Annotated in this window: 15 protein-coding genes; 3 read left to right on the forward strand and 12 right to left on the reverse strand. The window is 67.6% G+C overall.

The features are described 5' to 3' along the window. Window positions 1-43: 43 nt before the first annotated feature. From V474_RS14885 to V474_RS14920, 8 genes are all read right to left on the reverse strand, one after another. The gene (locus tag V474_RS14885) at window positions 44-2,053 is read right to left on the reverse strand and encodes a hypothetical protein (protein ID WP_059152268.1); all 2,010 of its coding nucleotides are present in this window, start codon (window positions 2,051-2,053) and stop codon (window positions 44-46) included. 32 nt (window positions 2,054-2,085) lie between these two features. Beyond that, window positions 2,086-2,511 carry a hypothetical protein gene (locus V474_RS14890; protein ID WP_059152269.1) on the reverse strand — a complete coding sequence of 142 codons (426 nt, stop codon included), beginning with the start codon at window positions 2,509-2,511 and terminating at the stop codon, window positions 2,086-2,088. Continuing rightward, complete coding sequence (locus tag V474_RS14895) at window positions 2,508-3,830, reverse strand: FliI/YscN family ATPase (RefSeq protein WP_059152270.1); 1,323 nt, start codon at window positions 3,828-3,830, stop codon at window positions 2,508-2,510. Before V474_RS14895 ends, V474_RS14890 begins: the two co-directional genes overlap by 4 nt. Window positions 3,831-4,081: 251 nt before the next feature. Next, window positions 4,082-4,750, reverse strand: coding sequence for a FliH/SctL family protein (locus V474_RS14900; RefSeq protein ID WP_059152271.1), 669 nt, complete (start codon window positions 4,748-4,750; stop codon window positions 4,082-4,084). Further along, a complete protein-coding gene (fliG, locus tag V474_RS14905) occupies window positions 4,743-5,753 on the reverse strand; it encodes a flagellar motor switch protein FliG (protein ID WP_059152272.1) in 1,011 nt (336 codons plus the stop codon). Before fliG ends, V474_RS14900 begins: the two co-directional genes overlap by 8 nt. Beyond that, window positions 5,754-7,424 carry a flagellar basal-body MS-ring/collar protein FliF gene (gene fliF / locus V474_RS14910; RefSeq protein ID WP_059152273.1) on the reverse strand — a complete coding sequence of 557 codons (1,671 nt, stop codon included), beginning with the start codon at window positions 7,422-7,424 and terminating at the stop codon, window positions 5,754-5,756. A gap of 4 nt (window positions 7,425-7,428) precedes the next feature. After that, on the reverse strand, window positions 7,429-7,797 hold the full coding sequence (gene fliE / locus V474_RS14915; RefSeq protein ID WP_059152561.1) for a flagellar hook-basal body complex protein FliE: 369 nt from the start codon (window positions 7,795-7,797) through the stop codon (window positions 7,429-7,431). 5 nt (window positions 7,798-7,802) lie between these two features. Next, the gene (locus V474_RS14920; protein WP_059152274.1) at window positions 7,803-9,122 is read right to left on the reverse strand and encodes a sigma-54 interaction domain-containing protein; all 1,320 of its coding nucleotides are present in this window, start codon (window positions 9,120-9,122) and stop codon (window positions 7,803-7,805) included. 498 nt (window positions 9,123-9,620) lie between these two features. Between V474_RS14920 and V474_RS14930 the strand changes: the two genes are divergently transcribed. The 3 genes from V474_RS14930 (at window position 9,621) to V474_RS14940 (ending at window position 11,652) form a co-directional block, all read left to right on the forward strand. After that, a complete protein-coding gene (locus tag V474_RS14930) occupies window positions 9,621-10,445 on the forward strand; it encodes a flagellin N-terminal helical domain-containing protein (RefSeq protein WP_059150492.1) in 825 nt (274 codons plus the stop codon). 488 nt (window positions 10,446-10,933) lie between these two features. Further along, a complete protein-coding gene (locus V474_RS14935) occupies window positions 10,934-11,221 on the forward strand; it encodes a hypothetical protein (RefSeq protein WP_059152276.1) in 288 nt (95 codons plus the stop codon). Window positions 11,222-11,442: 221 nt separating this feature from the next. After that, on the forward strand, window positions 11,443-11,652 hold the full coding sequence (locus V474_RS14940) for a hypothetical protein (RefSeq protein WP_059152277.1): 210 nt from the start codon (window positions 11,443-11,445) through the stop codon (window positions 11,650-11,652). 63 nt (window positions 11,653-11,715) lie between these two features. On the opposite strand, the gene V474_RS14945 is transcribed toward V474_RS14940, so the two are convergent. From V474_RS14945 to flgK, 4 genes are all read right to left on the reverse strand, one after another. Further along, complete coding sequence (locus tag V474_RS14945; RefSeq protein WP_059152278.1) at window positions 11,716-12,537, reverse strand: flagellar motor protein MotB; 822 nt, start codon at window positions 12,535-12,537, stop codon at window positions 11,716-11,718. A gap of 1 nt (window position 12,538) precedes the next feature. Next, window positions 12,539-13,402 (reverse strand): flagellar motor stator protein MotA, encoded by an 864-nt coding sequence (gene motA / locus V474_RS14950; RefSeq protein ID WP_059152279.1) that lies wholly within the window; start codon window positions 13,400-13,402, stop codon window positions 12,539-12,541. 317 nt (window positions 13,403-13,719) lie between these two features. Next, complete coding sequence (locus tag V474_RS14955) at window positions 13,720-14,640, reverse strand: flagellin N-terminal helical domain-containing protein (RefSeq protein WP_059152280.1); 921 nt, start codon at window positions 14,638-14,640, stop codon at window positions 13,720-13,722. Window positions 14,641-14,647: 7 nt separating this feature from the next. Further along, window positions 14,648-15,988, reverse strand: a complete 1,341-nt coding sequence (gene flgK / locus V474_RS14960) for a flagellar hook-associated protein FlgK (protein ID WP_059152281.1) — start codon at window positions 15,986-15,988, stop codon at window positions 14,648-14,650. Between the last annotated feature and the right edge of the window lie 276 nt (window positions 15,989-16,264).

Consider the following 16,264-nt stretch of genomic DNA (forward strand, 5'->3'; position numbering starts at 1 on the left):
CGGTCAATGTGCTGGCCAGCGGCTGGGCGCGGCCCGTACTGCTTCAGGCGTAGATGTCGCTGCCCGGTCGCTGCTCGCCGCGGCTGCGCGGCGGCGCGCGGTGCTGCTGCTGGTCCTGAAGGTGCCCGAAAGCGGAACCCTCGCGCCGGGCCTGCTGGCTCTGGCCCCCGTTCGTATTGGCATTGGCGCTGGTCTGCGGATGACCGGTGTTGGGCTGCTGCTGGGCCGGGTTTTCCGGACGCGCCGGATCGCCATTCCCTGCCGCGCTGTTCGCGGCTGCTGCGGCGGCGGCCTGGACGGCGCCGTTGAATTCGGGATCGCGGCTCGCCAGCGTAACGGAAAGGCCGCCGTCCTCATGCCCGATCTGCATCGACACCCGGCCGAATTCGGCATGGGAAAGCGCGGTACGCACGACATGCGGACTGGCTGCCTCGCGCGCTTCGGCGAGGCGGGAGACGAGCGTTGCGAAGTCCTGCGGCGTCTCGCCGGTGGAGGAGGGCGCGGAAGCACCGTCAGGCGAAGGCGTGCCGAAAGCGATGGGCACGGCATCGACCATCACCGGCTGGGGCATGGCGAGAACCGTGCGCGCCGGGGCTTCCACCTCGGTGGCCGGGGCTGGATGGCCTTTGACCTCGACCGGTTCTGCGCGCGCGGGCTTTGCGCAAGCGAGCGTGCGGGGCTGCTCGGCCTCGCCCTGAACGGCGACGTCAGCGGACGGCGCGGGCGCGGCGGCGGGCGTCGAGGTAACGGCTTGCGAGCTTTGCGCGATGGCATGACTTTGAGCGACCGGGGCCGGCTCGACGGGCTGCTGCATTGGCCGCACCGCAGTCGGCGTTACCACAGGCGGGGAGGTTTCAAGCGTGGTGATCCGAACCGGAGCGAGGGGAGCCGGGTCTGCGGGGCGCGGCTGGAACGGCATGGAAGGCGCCGCAGCGATCCCCCGCGCGGCAGCGCCCCCGGCGTCTGCGGCCACCAGTTCGATCGGTTCGAACTCGGCTCCATTCGCCTCACGCGCGGGGATGCTGAGGGGCGCCGCCGCAGCACTATGCGCGGTAGCTTCGGTCGAAGGCGCGGCGGCGAAGGCAGGCGCGGGTGCATCCGTCACCGGCACGGAGCTGTTCGCAGCCGCCGGAGCGGCGCGCGGGGTATCGCTGGGGGGGGCTGGCCGCCGGGACGCGGTGCGAAGGTCAGCGGGCGCCGCCAGTGTCGGCGCGGCGGGCGCAGCGGACGGCGTGGCCGGCAACGTCTGCTCGGCGATCACGGGCTGCGCGGGCGAGGGAGCCGCGAACAGGTCTGGAACCGGCAAAGCGGCGGCCGATGAGGACGTCGCGGCGGGCGCGGCTGCAAGGGAGGCCTCGTTCGCGGCGGTGGCCTTGTCATCGTGCCTGGTGCGGATGGCGTGGGCGGCAGGCGGCAACATCTTGCCGGTCTGCTTGCCGCCCTTGCCGTCCATGCCGACCAGGGGGGCGGGAGTTTTCGCAGGCGGCATCGGCAGGGCACCAGCGGGCAGGCCGGGCTTGACTGCGGTTTTCACCGTAGCTGGGGCCGATGGTGCGACGGTAGGGCCGTCAGCCTCCGGCGAGGTTACCGTGAGATCGGCTGCGACCGGCTCAAGGCCCGGCGTCGAGGGTGCTTCTGTGCGAACCGGCGCAGCCATGAAAGCGACTGCCGATGCGACCGGGGACGTGGCCGAAAGCGCAGGGTTTCCAGGCATCTGGAGCGAATTTTGCGGCTGTGCTGCGGGACTGACCGTGATCGGAAAGGACACCCCGGTCGCGCCTTTCACGGCGCTTGGAATTGCAGCCGCACTGGCCTGCAGTGCGAGAGCGGCGAGGCCGTCCTGCGTACCTTTGGCGGTATCGGCGAGGGGGGGCACCGGGGCCGGGGAAACCACGAACTCACCCGCCTGAAAAATGGGGCCTGCCGTCTGGCCAGTGGCAACCTGCGTGATCCCCAGTAGCGCGGCGAAATCGCCGCCCGGCATACCCACAGCAGCAGCCACGGCATGGGCGGCGATGGCGGGGTTAAGCGTCGGGGCGGTGGTCGGGATCATGCGGGGCCTGTCCTGTCTGGCGTCGTCCACCTTTATTCAAGATCCGTGCCACTTGCCTTGCGGCCGGTCAGGACCGGGGCCTGCGCCTTGCTGGCGATGCGGCGTTCCTGGAGGGCGGTGCGGTCATCGATGGCGGCACGGCGGCGTTCGGCTTCTGCCAGAGCCTGCTGCCTGGCGTCCGCTACCGACTGCGCGCGCAGGGCATCGCCGTCGGTGGTGCGGCTGAGCGTCTGCAGGCCGGCGACGAAGCGGGCGACATGGTGCAATGCGGCGCCGTCGGCGGCTTCGCGCCGCGCGCCGTAGTCGGTGGCGAGCTGGCGGGTGCGGTCAGACAAGGCGCGAAGCTGCGACAGGGTGCTTTCGGCCTGCGCCGCTTCAGTAGCGGCCGTCTGCTTGGCGATGGCGCGCAGTTTCTCCAGCCGTTTCAGGCGGGCGAGGCGTTTCTGGTCGGGGCTCACCCCAGCAGTCCCGCAAGCTGGCCGGCGCTGGCATCCAGGCCGACGATCTCGCGTTGCGGCTGGCACAGGAAGCCGGTGAGGGCGCCGTGCATGGCGATGGCGCGGTCAAGCTGTGGGTCGGCGCCGGTGCGGTAGGCGCCCATCAGGACGAGGTCGCGGTTGGCCTCGTAACTGGCGGTGAGGGCGCGGAAACTGCGGGCCAGATGCTGGTGGGCCAGCGGCACGATATCGTTCATCACGCGGCTGAGCGAGGCGGCGATGTCGATCGCCGGATACTGCCCGCGCTGCGCCAGCTCGCGGGAAAGCACGACATGGCCGTCGAGGATTGACCGCGCTGTATCGACTACCGGATCGTCCTGATTGTCGCCGTCCGCCAGCACTGTGTAGAGGCCGGTGATCGAGCCGCCGCTCGCGGCTGAATTGCCCGCGCGCTCGACCAGCTTGGTGATCGTCGCCAGCGCGGAAGGGGGGTAGCCGCGCGCGGCGCCGGGTTCTCCCAGCAGGAGGCCGATTTCGCGGGCGGCATGGGCGACGCGCGTCAGGCTGTCCAGAATGAGCAGGACGCGCTTGCCTCGGCTGCGGAAATGCTCGGCCATCGAGGTGGCCAGCATCGCGCCGCGCAGGCGCAGGTTCGGGGCATGGTCGGCGGGGACGGCCACGACGACGGTCTTGTGCTTCTTCTCGTCGTTCATGTGGCGCTCGACGAAGTCCGAAACCTCGCGCGCGCGTTCGCCGATCAGGCCGACGATCACCACGTCAGCGCTGGCCCCGCGCGCGATCATGTCGATCAGCACGGATTTGCCCACGCCCGATCCCGCCATCACGCCGATGCGCTGGCCGACGCCGAAGGTGGTCAGCGCATTGAGCGCCCGCACTCCGGTATCGAAGGGCAGGCGCACCGGGCTGCGGTCCAGCGCGGACGTGCGCACGCCGCCGGCGGGCCATTCGAGGCGGGTGTGGATCGGCAGCCCGCTGTCGATCGGCAGTCCCTCGCCGTCGACCGCCCGGCCCAGGAAAGCGTCGCCCACGGGGAGCATTCCGGGGCGGCCTTCGGGAACCACGCGCGCGCCGGGACGCAGCAGGATGGTGTCGCCCAGCAGCATCATCATCGTGCGGCCATTCCGAAATCCGATGACTTCGGCGGGGAAGGTCCCGCGCGGTCCGTTCATAACCCGGCACATCGCGCCGACCGGGACGGCGAGGCCGCTGACTTCGAGCAGCCCCCCGTCGCAGGCGGTGACGGTGCCGAAGCGGCGCGGGGCGAGGTCCACCGGCGCGGCGGCGAAATCGGAAAGGATGGCGGCGTGAGGTGTGGTCATGGGTGTCGGCTTCTCGCGAGGGAAGGGCGATGGCGTGACATGCGCGTGCTCTCGAACTCGTCGCCCTGAACTTGGTTCAGGGTCCATCGTGCCGCGATCCCGGTGTTCGAGGCAGGCAACCGCCCGGTCGGTTCTGTCAGACCAGCCAACGGGCCCGGCGGTGACATGGACCATGAAACAAGTTCAGGGTGACGACGTGAGACGTGGCGAGGGCGAGCGGAAGCGGAAGCGGAAGCGGGCATGGCCTTTGCTCACCCCTGATGCAGCGCTTCGGCGATCGCCATGCGCCAGCTTGCGGGGCCGTCCTCCACCCCGCCGGCGGTGCCTTCGACGCGCACGGTGCCGCGTTCCAGCGCAGCATCGGGCACGACCTGCCATTCGGAGTTCATCCGCAGCGAGATCAGGGCGATGTCGTCGGGGTGCAGCCTGACCACGCGCTCGTCGTCGGCGCGGGCCAGCATGGATACCGCGCGGGTTATGCGCTGCATCAGCGCGGCCTCGTCGATGGCGAGGGGCGCCAGCGCTGCCTCGCACAGCGCCGCGACGGTATCGCGCAGGCGCAGGCGCAGGTCTTCCTCAAGGCCGGCGTCTAGGCGGGTGAAGGCCAGCGCCAACGCCTCGTGCGCGGCGGCCATCGCGATGGCGTGGGCCTCCGCCGCTTCGCTCGCCTGAACGTGGCCATCGGCGAAACCGCGCGCATAGGCTTCCGCGATCAGGTCCGGCGCTTCAGGCTGCATCAGCGTCCCTGCGGGTTCGTGCAGGGTCATGCCGAACATGCCCCCGAAGCGCGCATCGGGGCGAAAGCCCGCCGACTGGCCCAGCGCCTCGACCAGCGAGACGCGCGGGCGCGGGCTGACGACCAGCGGCGCCGTGGGCGGGGTAAGACCCGGCTGGGTCAGCGAGAAACCAAGGTCAGACATAGTCGTCGTCTCCGCCCGAACCGAACACGATCGTGCCGTCTGCGGCCAGCTTGCGGGCCACCGCGACGACGTCCTTCTGCGCGGCGACCACGTCTGCCAGCTTCACCCGTCCGCGCGCGGCGATCTCGTCGCGCACGCCGTCTGCGGCGCGGCTGGACATGGCGCGGAAGAACACTTCGCGCTCGTCCTCGGCGATGCCCTTCAGCGCGTCGATCAGGGTCTCGTTGGGGACATCGCGCAGCAAGGCGCCCATCGCCTGCGCATCGAGGACGAAGAGGTGTTCGAACTTGAACATCTCCTCCTCGATCTGGCGCGCCAGCACTTTGTCACGCTTGGCAAGCGCGCCCATGACGTGCTTTTCGGCGACTTTGCCGATGCCGTTGATGATTTCGGCGGCCTCGCGCGCGCCGCCCATCTGCAAGGGGCGCTGTCCGTGGCTTTCGGTGATCCGGCGCGAGAGCAGTTCCTCCAGCATCTCGATCGCCTGCGGGGCGACGGGGCCGAGCGTGGCGATGCGGTGAACGATTTCGGGCTGGACCAGTGGCGGCAGGGCGTGAAGCACGGCCGCCGCGACTTCGGGGTCGAGCTGGATCAGAAGCACGGCGATGGCCTGCGGATGCTCGCCCTTGAGCAGCGGCACCAGCGCGTCGGGGGTCAGCCAGCGCGCCAGTTCCAGCGGCGAGGTCTGCGGGGCGGCGGGGGCGATGCGGCGCATCACGTTGTCGGCCTTCACATCGCCCACGGCGCGGCTCATCATCGCGTGGACCTGGCCCACGCGGTCATGTGCGACAAGGCCCATCCGCTCGGTCTTGGCGACGAACCCGGCGATGGCCTGGGCGATCACATCGGGGCCGATCTCGCCCAGCGCAACCATCTTTTCGCCCAGCAGGCGCAGTTCGCGCGGGTCGAGGGCGCTGAGCAGTTCGGCGGTCTGCTCCTCGGCCAGAAGCATCATCATCACCGCCGCGCTGTCTGCGGCCTGCAAGGGAGCGATTTCAGTCATTTACGCGGCCTTGGAAGGGGCTTCGGGAGCGGGTTCGGCAAGCATCTGGCGCAGGACGTGGACCGCGCTTTCCGGCTTTTCGGCGACGATGCGCTGGGCCAGCCCAAGCTGGCGCGAGAGAAGTTCGGCGCGGCTGACCTCCACGGCCACGCCCTCCGGCGAAGCCATCGGCAGGGCAGGCGCGGTATCGCTGGCATCGTCCGCCTCGGCGGCGGCGCCCTTCTTGCCCTTTTTCGCCTTGGCTGGCTTGTCGCCGCGCATGGCGTTTATCATCGGGCGCACGCCCAGCAGCAGGACCAGCAGCACTGCGAGAACCGCCGCGCCGTTGCGCACGACCATGGCGAACCACGGCGCTTCGTAGAACGGGGCGGCCTCCACCGCGACCGGCTCGAAACTGCGGGTGACGATCTTCACCACGTCGCCGCGCTGCGGATTGGCGCCCACCGCCGCACTGACAAGCGCTTCGAGGTCGGCCAGATCCTTGGCCTTGGCGCCCTTCATGGCAGCGGCGCTGATCGCCACCGCCACGGTCAGACGCTTGATCCCGCCCGGGCCGGTTTCGGAGACGGAAACCTGACGGCCCAACTCATACGTCTTGCTGGTCGAGCTTTCTCCGTTGGTGGGCGCCGGAGCAGCGGGGCCGGCGGGCACGGTTCCCTGCGGCGCGCCGGCTACGGCCTGCGTCGCGGGCGGCGGGGTGTTCGACAATACGCCGGGGATGCCGCCCGCCTGTCCGGGGCCGGAGGTCTGCGATTGCTGCAACTGTTCCGAGCGGACCACGCCGTCCTTGTCGTAGCTTTCGCGCGCGGCGGTCACCTGGTCCATGTCCAGCTGGACCTGGGTTTCGGTGGTGAAGTTGCCGTCGCCCAGCATCGGGGTGAGGAGTTGCGACACTTGCTCGCGCAGTTTGGTTTCCAGGCGCGATTGCATGTCGAGGCGGTCGTTGTCCGCGCCCGCGCCTTCGGACAGCAGGCGGCCATGCTGGTCGACCACGCGCACTGCGTCGGGCGAAAGGCCCGGCACCGATCCCGCGACAAGGTTGACGATGGCCGAGACCTGCCCCTCGCTAAGCTGGCGCCCGGATTTCAGGCGCACCATGACCGAAGCGGTGGGTGCCAGATTATCGCGCACGAAGACGGACTTTTCGCCTTCGGCAAGGTGGACGCGCACCGAATCCACGCCGTCGATCTGGCCGATGGTCAGTTGCAGGTCGTGCTCGCGGGCGGAGCGCATGCGTTCGCCTTCCAGCGTCCGGCTTGCGCCCATCGGCAGTTTGTCCAGCATCTGGTCGCCGGTTTCGGGCGTGGCCAGTGCGCCATCGGACGCCACCAGCATCCGCGCCTTGTAGAAATCGCCCTCGGCCACGGTGAGCGCGCCGGTCTGGTTGTCGATGGCGTACTTGATCTGCGCCGCGTCGAGCGCCTCGGCCACGCCGGCGCGTTCGCTGTCGCCCAATTGGGCATAAAGCACACGCTGGGGCGAAGGCGCCATCATGCTCCAGGTCAGCGCCGCGCCGCCGATGGCGGAAAGGCCGATGAACAGCGGCATCATCTTCTTCACCGCAGGCTGCTGGGTGATGGACGAAAGGCGGGTCAGCACGCTGCCGCCCGAAGCGTTTCCAAAACCGCCGAACTTCGACGGCGAACCAGATACGGGAACAAGATCGGCCATCTAGTCAGACTCCCATCCGCATGATGTCCTGGTAGGCGGACAGCAGCTTGTTGCGCACCTGCAGGGTGGCTTCGAAGGCGACGCCGGCTTCCTGGCGGGCCAGCATGACCTTGGCGACATCGGTGACCTCGCCCTTTTCGTAGGCGACGCTCAGCGCTTCCGAGCGGCTCTGCACTGAGCTGACACCGTCCAGCGCCGTCTGGAGCGAGGTGGCGAAACCGCCGGTGGGGGCTTGTCCGGCGCCCTGGGTCTGAGTGGCGGCCTGCGCGGTATGGATCTCGCGCAGCAGGTCATTGCGGGAGATGATCTGCTGGCGCAGTTGCAGGATCTGCTGAACGCCGCCCGCGCCGCCCATGCCGCTGATCGAGGGAATGCTGCTCACCGGCCGCCTCCCATTGCCGAAGGAGCGGGGGCGGCGCGCCCGATTTCGATTCCGGCCTCGCGCATCGAGGCGAGGCGGTAGCGCAACGTGCGTTCCGAGATACCCAGTTCGCGGGCCGCGCGCAGGCGGTTGCCGCCGCAGGCCTCCAGCGTTTCCACGATGGCGCGGGCTTCGGAGTGCTGGACTATGCTCGACAGCTTGCGGTCGCCGTCGCCTGCCTCGACAGGCGCGGCGAACGGCAGGTCGAGGCCGCCGATCACCGGGACCGCGACAAGGCGTGCCGGGCTGTCGAAGACGATGTGCTCGGGGGCGATCCGGGCGTTCCCGTGGGCGAGCAGCATCGCGCGGCGGACCACGTTCTCCAGTTCGCGCACGTTGCCCGGCCAGGAATGCAGCCGCAGCATGGCCAGCGCGCCTTCGGTGAGGCAGGGCACGGCTTCGCTGCCACCGATGGCGCGGGCATGGCGCAGGGCCATGGCGAAGGCGAGCGGGGCGATGTCGTCCGGGCGCTCACGCAAGGGGCGCAGCTCCAGCGGGAAGACGTTGAGGCGGTAGAAAAGGTCGGCGCGGAAACGGCCCTGCGCCACTTCGGTGGGCAGGTCGCGGTTGGCGCAGGCGATCACCCGCACGTCCACCTTGATCGCGCGGGTCGAGCCGATCGGCACCACTTCCTGCTCCTGCAGCGCGCGCAGCAGCTTGGCCTGAAGCGAGAGGGGCAGCTCGGCGATCTCGTCGAGCAGCAGGGTGCCGCCGTCCGCCGCGCGCATGAAGCCTTCGCTGGCCGCCGTCGCTCCGGTGAAGGCGCCCTTCTGGTGGCCGAACAGCATGGCCTCCAGCATCGTTTCGGGCATGGCGGCGCAGTTGACGGCGATGAACGGCTGGTCGCGGCGGTTCGAACGGGTGTGGATGAAGCGGCTGAGCACTTCCTTGCCGGTGCCGGTGGGGCCGTTGATGAGCACCGGGATGTCGCTGACGGCAAGGCGCTCCGCCAGCGCGAAGACGGACAGGCTTTCCGGGTCGGCGGCGATGGGGTCCTCGGGACCGGCGGAGGCGGCCAGCAGCATGGCCAGCGCGGTTTCGCTGACCGGGTCGGCGTAGGTCATCGAGGTCAGGCTGGCGCCTTCGCGGGCAAGCGCCGGTGCCGGACCGCGCGACAGTCGCACGCAGCGGGTGCGGGGGCGTAGCGGGGTGCGGTCTGCAAAATCGCGGAAATCGATTGCATCGCCGTTAAAAAGAGAGGCGGCAATCGCCCCGGCGCGCCGGAGCAGCGGGCCGTGGAGGCGAACCGTTTCGTTATTGATTTCCAGAGCGGCCATATCGCGGATTCCCTTGGAATTAACCAGTTCCCTGAAGCCGCTTATGCGTGGTTAACGGCAAAAAGAGCGGTAATTTAAGGCCGCGTAGATGTCCGTAATCTGCCGTTCGGCGGCAGGTTTCTGCAGGGCCTTCCATCCGCTGCGAGGCTCGCTCTGCCGCGCATTGGGAAGCAGATCATCGGCTGGAATCCCCGAAAATCGCGGGTTTCGCGGCGGAACGTCAGGTTGGATCGCATTGGGCAGTCGCAGCGGCGCAGCGAAGTAATAATCTTCACGCGCGCGCGATTGCCGCGCGGGAGATTCGTGAATCGGCAGATTCGCCTGCTGCCGATTCGCCTTCGCCGCGCCGCGCCTCAAACGATTTCACGCCGGGACTTAAAGTTCGCGGGAGGCTGCCGGTCTAGAGGCTGGCAGCGGGCTGGATGGGCCGGCCGGTTGCTCCGCAAAGCCCATGACTGATGGGCCGGGATTATCGGGACACTCAACGGGAACCTCATCATGTCTGTCATCAATACCAACATCAGCGCCATCCGGGCGTCCAACGCCTCGAACGCCGCCAACAAGATGCTCGGCACCGCGATGGAGCGCCTGTCGACCGGCAAGCGCATCAACTCGGCCAAGGACGATGCCGCCGGCCTTGCGATCTCCACCTCGATGACCTCGCAGATCCGCGGCATGAGCCAGGGCATCCGCAACGCCAACGACGGTATCTCGCTGGCGCAGACCGCCGAAGGCACGCTGTCGGAAGTCAGCAACATGCTGCAGCGCGTGCGTGAACTGGCGATCCAGTCGGCCTCGGGCACCTATCAGTCGTCGGACCGCGCGGCGATGCAGCAGGAAGTCACCGCGCTGACCTCGCAGATCTCGGACTCGTTCACGCAGGTCAAGTTCAACGGCAACACGCTGATCTCGACCACCTCGGGCACCGACCTGACCTTCGACATCCAGACCGGCTCGAACTCGGGCGAGAAGGTCACGCTGACCGCCAAGGCCATCAACGGCGCCAACCTCGCCGCCTCGGCTCTGGACGTGACCGACGCCACCAAGGCCGCCGCCACGCTGACGAACGTGGACAATGCGCTGAAGGACGTGAACTCGACCCGCGCTTCGCTGGGCGCCGGCCAGAACCGCCTGGAATCGGCGATCAACAACCTGACCAACACCGTCACCAACCTGTCCGACGCCAAGAGCCGCATCGAAGACGCCGACTACTCGGCCGAAACGACCGCGATGGCCAAGGCCCAGATCCTGAGCCAGGCATCCACCGCGATGCTCGCACAGGCCAACCAGAGCCAGCAGAACGTCCTCTCGCTGCTGCGCTAGAATTCCAGCGCAGTCGGCGGACCGGCTCCCCGTTCCCCGGTGAGTCTCGCCCGGTGGTCAGCGCTGACCGCCGGGCGTTTCGGCGTCTGCGGCGCCCGCGCATGGCGCAAGTTGATGATGTACATGCGGGCGGCATGTGCCTTGTGAGGCGCACGGCGGCACCCGGAACGACGGTGAGAAAGAACCGCTGTGAAGATAGCAGCCATCGGCGATGTAGGAAAATGGTCCGGCGGCAAACGCCCCATTCGGTGCGCGCGGACGAGATGCCCCCCTATCGGTTGCGACGGGGTAACGCTGCGCATGACCCACTTCGCACATGCTGAGCTTGTTGAAGCGTGGAGGCGCCGCGCTCCGTTTCACGGGCCTTCGACAGGCTCAGGCTGAGCGGGGCGGATAGTCCGATGTTGGTGGGAAGCGGTCCCTGGTATGCTGCTGCAAAATATGTTTTTTGCATTTGAACAGAGGGCTATCGTCGGAGAGAGGGAAAGATGAAGCAGATGCGATACGCGATGGCAATGCGGTGGTTGTGCATTCCCCTGCTCGGCCTGACCTCAGCGTGTGACTCGGCAGTTATCAGCAAAGCAAAGCGCGCAGAAAATGATGGAAATATCATCGACAATGATATGATGACGCAAATGTACCCTCGTTCATATCGACCCGGCAGTCCTCCCTATCTGGAGCGAGACTATGAGGCAGGCGCGGACTTCATATGCGCCGAGATCAAGCTGAAATATCGGCGCGACATTTGTTCAGAGCCTGAGATCAACTGGAAGTAGCAACTGAGCAAAAGCGCGTTTTTTGCTCGTGGTCTTAAGATACGTCCACCTTGGGGCGGGACCGGACTGGAACGGATTGGCTTTTTTTGAGCATTACCTGCCGGGCACGAACGACGGCCATTCTGCGCGAGACCGGCCTGGAACATGACGAAAGTGTAATGAAACTGCGCCGGCCGCATCCTCGTTGTTAGGTTAGTTTCCCATGGTTGAGGACGCCTGACATGAAGTACGCATCGTTAATCGCCCTGCCGCTCCTTATGATCGCTGCTCAGCCGGCCATGGCCAAAGGCTGCATCCGGGGCGCTGCGGCCGGAGCCGTAGGCGGCCACATGGTCGGCAAGGGACACGCCGTCGCCGGCGCGGCAGTGGGCTGCGCGGTGGCGCATCATCACTATGCGAAAAAGGCAAAAGTGGCGGCCAAGCACGGATAAGTGACAAATCCATAGACCGCGACCGTGCATCACGGACGCCTGAAGTCAGCCCTCCACCACCCGTCAATTCAGCAGCGTGATCGAAATCCTGCGGTTGCGCGGATCGTGCGGGTTGGCGGGGATCAGCAGTTCGCGGTCGGCGACGCCCTCGATGCGGCGGAAGCGGTCTTCCTTGATGCCGTCGCGCAGCAGGGCCTGGCGGGTTGCCTCGGCGCGCCCGGCGGAGAGTGACCAGTTGTTGCCCACGGTGCCCGCCGCGAAGGGCAGGGCGTCGGTGTGGCCGCGAACGGTGACGCCGCCGCCGCCTGTGCCCAGTGCCTCGCCCAGCGCGGCCAGCAGGTCTGATGCCTCGGGCGTCAGCACCGTGGTGCCCAGGCGGAACATCGAGAAGTTCGCGTCGTCGACAAGGTCGATACGCACGCCTTCAGTGGTGTCGACCAGGCGCACCTGCTTTGCCAGCCTGCGCAGGCGCTCGGTGGACTGGAGCTTCTTTTCCACCTGCTGGCGGGCGAGCTGGGTGCGCTTGGCACCTTCCTTCGGTCCACCGGTGGCGTCGCGCGGGATGGTGATGGCCTTGTTGCCGCTGCCGCCGGGGTGGGGCAGCTTGTCCTGCGCGGTCAGCGAAGTGCCGCCCAGCAGGCCGGTGCCCGATCCCGTGCCGGACTTGCGGTTCTTGACCAGAGTGGGCGAGAAATAGTCGGCGATGCCCTTGCGCTGTTTTTCGGTGGTGGCGCCCAGGATCCATAGCAGCAGGAAGAACGCCATCATCGCGGTCACGAAATCCGCATAGGCGACTTTCCACGCGCCGCCGTGGTGGCCGCCGGCGACGACGGTGATCTTCTTGACGATGATCGGGCGGACTGGCTCGTCGGCGCTCTTGGCCATCTTACTTACCGCGCATCGCGTCGAGCAGATCGGACAGGCTGGGGCGGAAGGCGTGGCCCAGGCCGGACCTGGCTGATTCCACCACCAGCGGCTGCGGCCAGCCGTGCAAGGACGCGATGATGACCTGCTTTACCGCGTGAAAGATCTGCTCGTCCGCCTCCAACACCTGTTTCAGGCGGCCCGCCATCGGCGCGACCATGCCGTAGGCCAGCATCACGCCCATGAAGGTGCCGACCAGCGCCGAGCCGATCATCCCGCCCAGGATCGAGGGCGGCTTGTCGATCGAGCCCATCGTCTTCACCACGCCCAGCACGGCCGCGACGATGCCCAGCGCGGGCAGCGCGTCGGCCAGGCCCTGCAGGGCGTGCTGCGCTTCGTGGGCTTCGTGGAAATGGGTTTTCATCGCATTGTCCATCACGTCCTCCACCGCGTGGACCTCCAGCGTGCCGGAAGAGACGACGATCAGCGTCAGCGTATCGGCTATGAGGTGGACCAGCGGCTCGTTGCCGAGCAGGCGCGGGAACTGCGCGAAGATGGCGGAGGACTTGGGATCGGCGACATGGCTTTCCAGCGCCACCGGGCCTTCGGAGCGCAGCAGCTTCATCAGCCGCGTGGTCAGGATGATGACGTCGATGTGGTCCTGCTTGTTGTGTTTCGGGCCTTTGAAGACCTTCATCATGCCGCTGCCCAGGCCCTTCAGCTCGTGCATGGAATTACCGGTGACGATCGCCCCGATCGCGGCGCCGCCGATGATGAGCATCTCGTGCGGGATCGCCTCCATCACCGGGCCAAGCGCGCCGCCGGTGATCGCGAAGCCGCCGAAAACCATCACCAGCAGGATGACGACGCCGATGATTGCGAACATGGGTTTGTGGTCCTTCGTGAGCGGCTGCGAGGGATGCAGGTTAGCTGGAAGCTGGTTATTTCCGCTTGTTCAGCGGCCTACGCAGAACTGCGTGGTGTGGGGGCGGGGTGGGCCACGCGCAGCATGGTTCCATGCGCCTCGTCACCCTGAACTCGTTTCAGGGTCCATCGCGCCGCTAACCCCGATGTCTGCGGCAGCAAACCGCCTGCTGGGTTCTGTGGAACTACCCACCGGGTCAGGCGGCGTGATGGACCCTGAAACGAGTTCAGGGTGACGATGATTTTTGGCTCTGCTCTTGCTCGTCGTCCGTACCGAAATCAGCGCAGCTGGTTGAACAGGCTCAGGCTGGAGAGCTTGGCGAAGCCGGCCTGGCTGGCCTCCAGCACCGTGAGCGTTTCCTGAAGCCGCGCCATGGTGGAGGCGATGTCGGTGGCGCCAAGGTCTGTCTGTTCGGCGGAGCGCAGTTCGCCCCGGTCGATGCGGCGCTCGCCGGTCAGTTCGATCCAGGCGAGCCGGGTGCCGACCACGGTCTGCCCGGTACTCAGGGTGTCGAGGCCGGTCTGGAGACTGGCGAGGGCGTCGTTGGCTCCGACAGTTGGTGTCGTCCCGGCCTTGAGCGCGTCGGACAGCGCCTTGACGGTGGCCATGACGTCGCTCTGGATGCCGTTCCTGTCGGTGAAGGTCAGGAACTGCGGGCCGGTCATGGAGCGGGTGACGCTTTGCCCTTCGCCCAGCGGCAGGTCTTCGCTGCTGGCGGAGCCGACATAGGCGGCGTTGCCCGCGGCATCCAGCTTATAGGCATCGCCCGTGCTTTCGCCGCCGAACAGTGCATGGCCGTTCGAATCGCGGGTATTGGCCAGGCCGAACAGCGCGGCGTGGACCTGATCCAGTTCGGTCGCCACGGCGCCCCGCTGCTCGGCCGTCAGGGTGGAGGAGGCGGCCTGGGTCGCCAGTTCCTGCGCGCGGATGATGGTGTCGGCGATGTCGGACATGGCGCCGTCGGCCAGCGTCAGGTCGGCATTTGCGCGGTTCGCGTTGGCGGTGTCGATCTGCGACAGCGTCTCCTGCCGCGACAGGGCGCGCAGGCGCGAGGCGGCGACCGGGTTGTCGGAAGAACGGCTCAGCTTCTGCGTGGTGCTCAGCTGGGTTTGCAGCGTCTCCGCCTGTCCGCGCAGCGACTTCATGTCGGTCCGCGACTTGTCGAAGAAGGCGCCGGTCGAGGTGGAAATGGTCGTCATGGCGGGCCTACCTGATCGAGAGGATGGAATCGAAGATGTCGCTCGCCACCTGCATCACCCGCGCCGAGGCCTGATAGGCCTGCTGGAAACGGACGAGGTTCACGGCTTCGTCATCGAGGTTCACGCCCGCCTGAGCAGACAGCGCGGACTGCGCGCTGCCCGCAATCGCGGCGAGGGCATCGCGGGTGATCGTGCGCCCGGCGACGGCGCTGGATATGCCGAACAGCAGGGTATCGACCGCGCCGGAAGGGTCCGCCGTTTCGAGCGCGCCGCGCATCGCGGCAAGGTTGGTCATGTCGCGGCTGCCGGCCGCCGCGCCCGCTGGCGCCGTTGCGATGGCGGTGCCTTTGCTGGCGACCATCGCGATGTCCGCCGCGCCGGTGCCGGAAAACAGTGGCTGGCCGGGGCTGCCCTGAAGGTCCACGCCGCCCGTTTGCGCGGTGTTGATGGCGCTGACGATGCCGCCCGCGATGGTGTCCAGCTGCGTGCGCGCGCCGGCCAGTTCCACCAGCGCCTGCGCCTTGCCGGCGACCGCGCCGGAGCTGAGCGTCACCGCCTGGCTGTTCACCGAGAACGACACCGTGCCGTTCGCCGCGCTGGCCATCGACAGCGTCTTTGCAGTGGCGCCCGATACCAGCGAGGTGCCGGTCGGCCCGCCCAGCGTGACCGAGACGGACTTGTCGGCATTGATGGTGGTGGTGATGTCGGCATGATCGCTCAGCTGCTGGAGCAGGCTATCGCGCTGGTCGAGCAGGGTGGACTGGTCGCCCGATGCATCGCCGCCGCTGCGCATCAGGCGCAGGTTCACTTTCGCGATTTCTCCGGCGAGGCGGTTGACGGTGTCGACGCCGTCCTGCGCTTCGAAGCGCAGGCCCTTGCCTGCCGCGTCCAGGTTCTGCGCGGCGGTGTTGAAGGTCTGCGCCATGGTGCGCCCGTCCTCGATCACCTGCGCGCGCAGGGAACCGTCGGTGGGGTCCGACACCAGCTGCTTGAGGCTGCCCTCGAAAGCGACCACCGAATCGTAGACGCCGGTCTGCTCGATCGCGGTCTGCACGCTTTCCAGCCCCGCCACCTCGGCCGAGGCGCGCGCGGCGTCGGAGCCGGTGCGGCGAACCTCGGACTGGCGGAACACGTCGGCGTTGCGCACGATCCCGGTGATCCGGGCGCCGGCCAGGTTGATGCCGGTGGGCGAGGCATTAAGCGATCCCGCCGTGACTTCGGCCACCGAAACGCTGCGGCGCACGTAGCCTTCCGTCTTGGCATTGGCGATGTTGTTCGCCGTCACATCCAGCGCGGTGCGGGCAACGCGGGCGCCCGAACGCGCGATCGAGAGAAGGTCGGAGGCCATTATGCTACCTGGTTTTCCGTTTGCGCGGCGCCCGGGCTTCGACAAGCTCAGCCTGAGCGGGGTTCGTGGGAGGGGCGCTTGGCCCGAATACTAGAACGGTAGCTGGGCGGGGATTTTCAGGGTGATTTTATCGGGCGAAAAGCAGTGCGTGTTCCCCCTTCCCCCTCCGTCAAAATCCCCGTCACCCTGAACTCGTTTCAGGGTCTATCTCGCCGCAAACCCTGCGCTCTCACGCCGCAAACCGACGGGGCGGCTGGGAGCTGGGCCAACGGGTGA

Origin of the sequence: Novosphingobium barchaimii LL02, assembly GCF_001046635.1 — a bacterium.
Taxonomy (GTDB): Bacteria; Pseudomonadota; Alphaproteobacteria; order Sphingomonadales; family Sphingomonadaceae; genus Novosphingobium; species Novosphingobium barchaimii.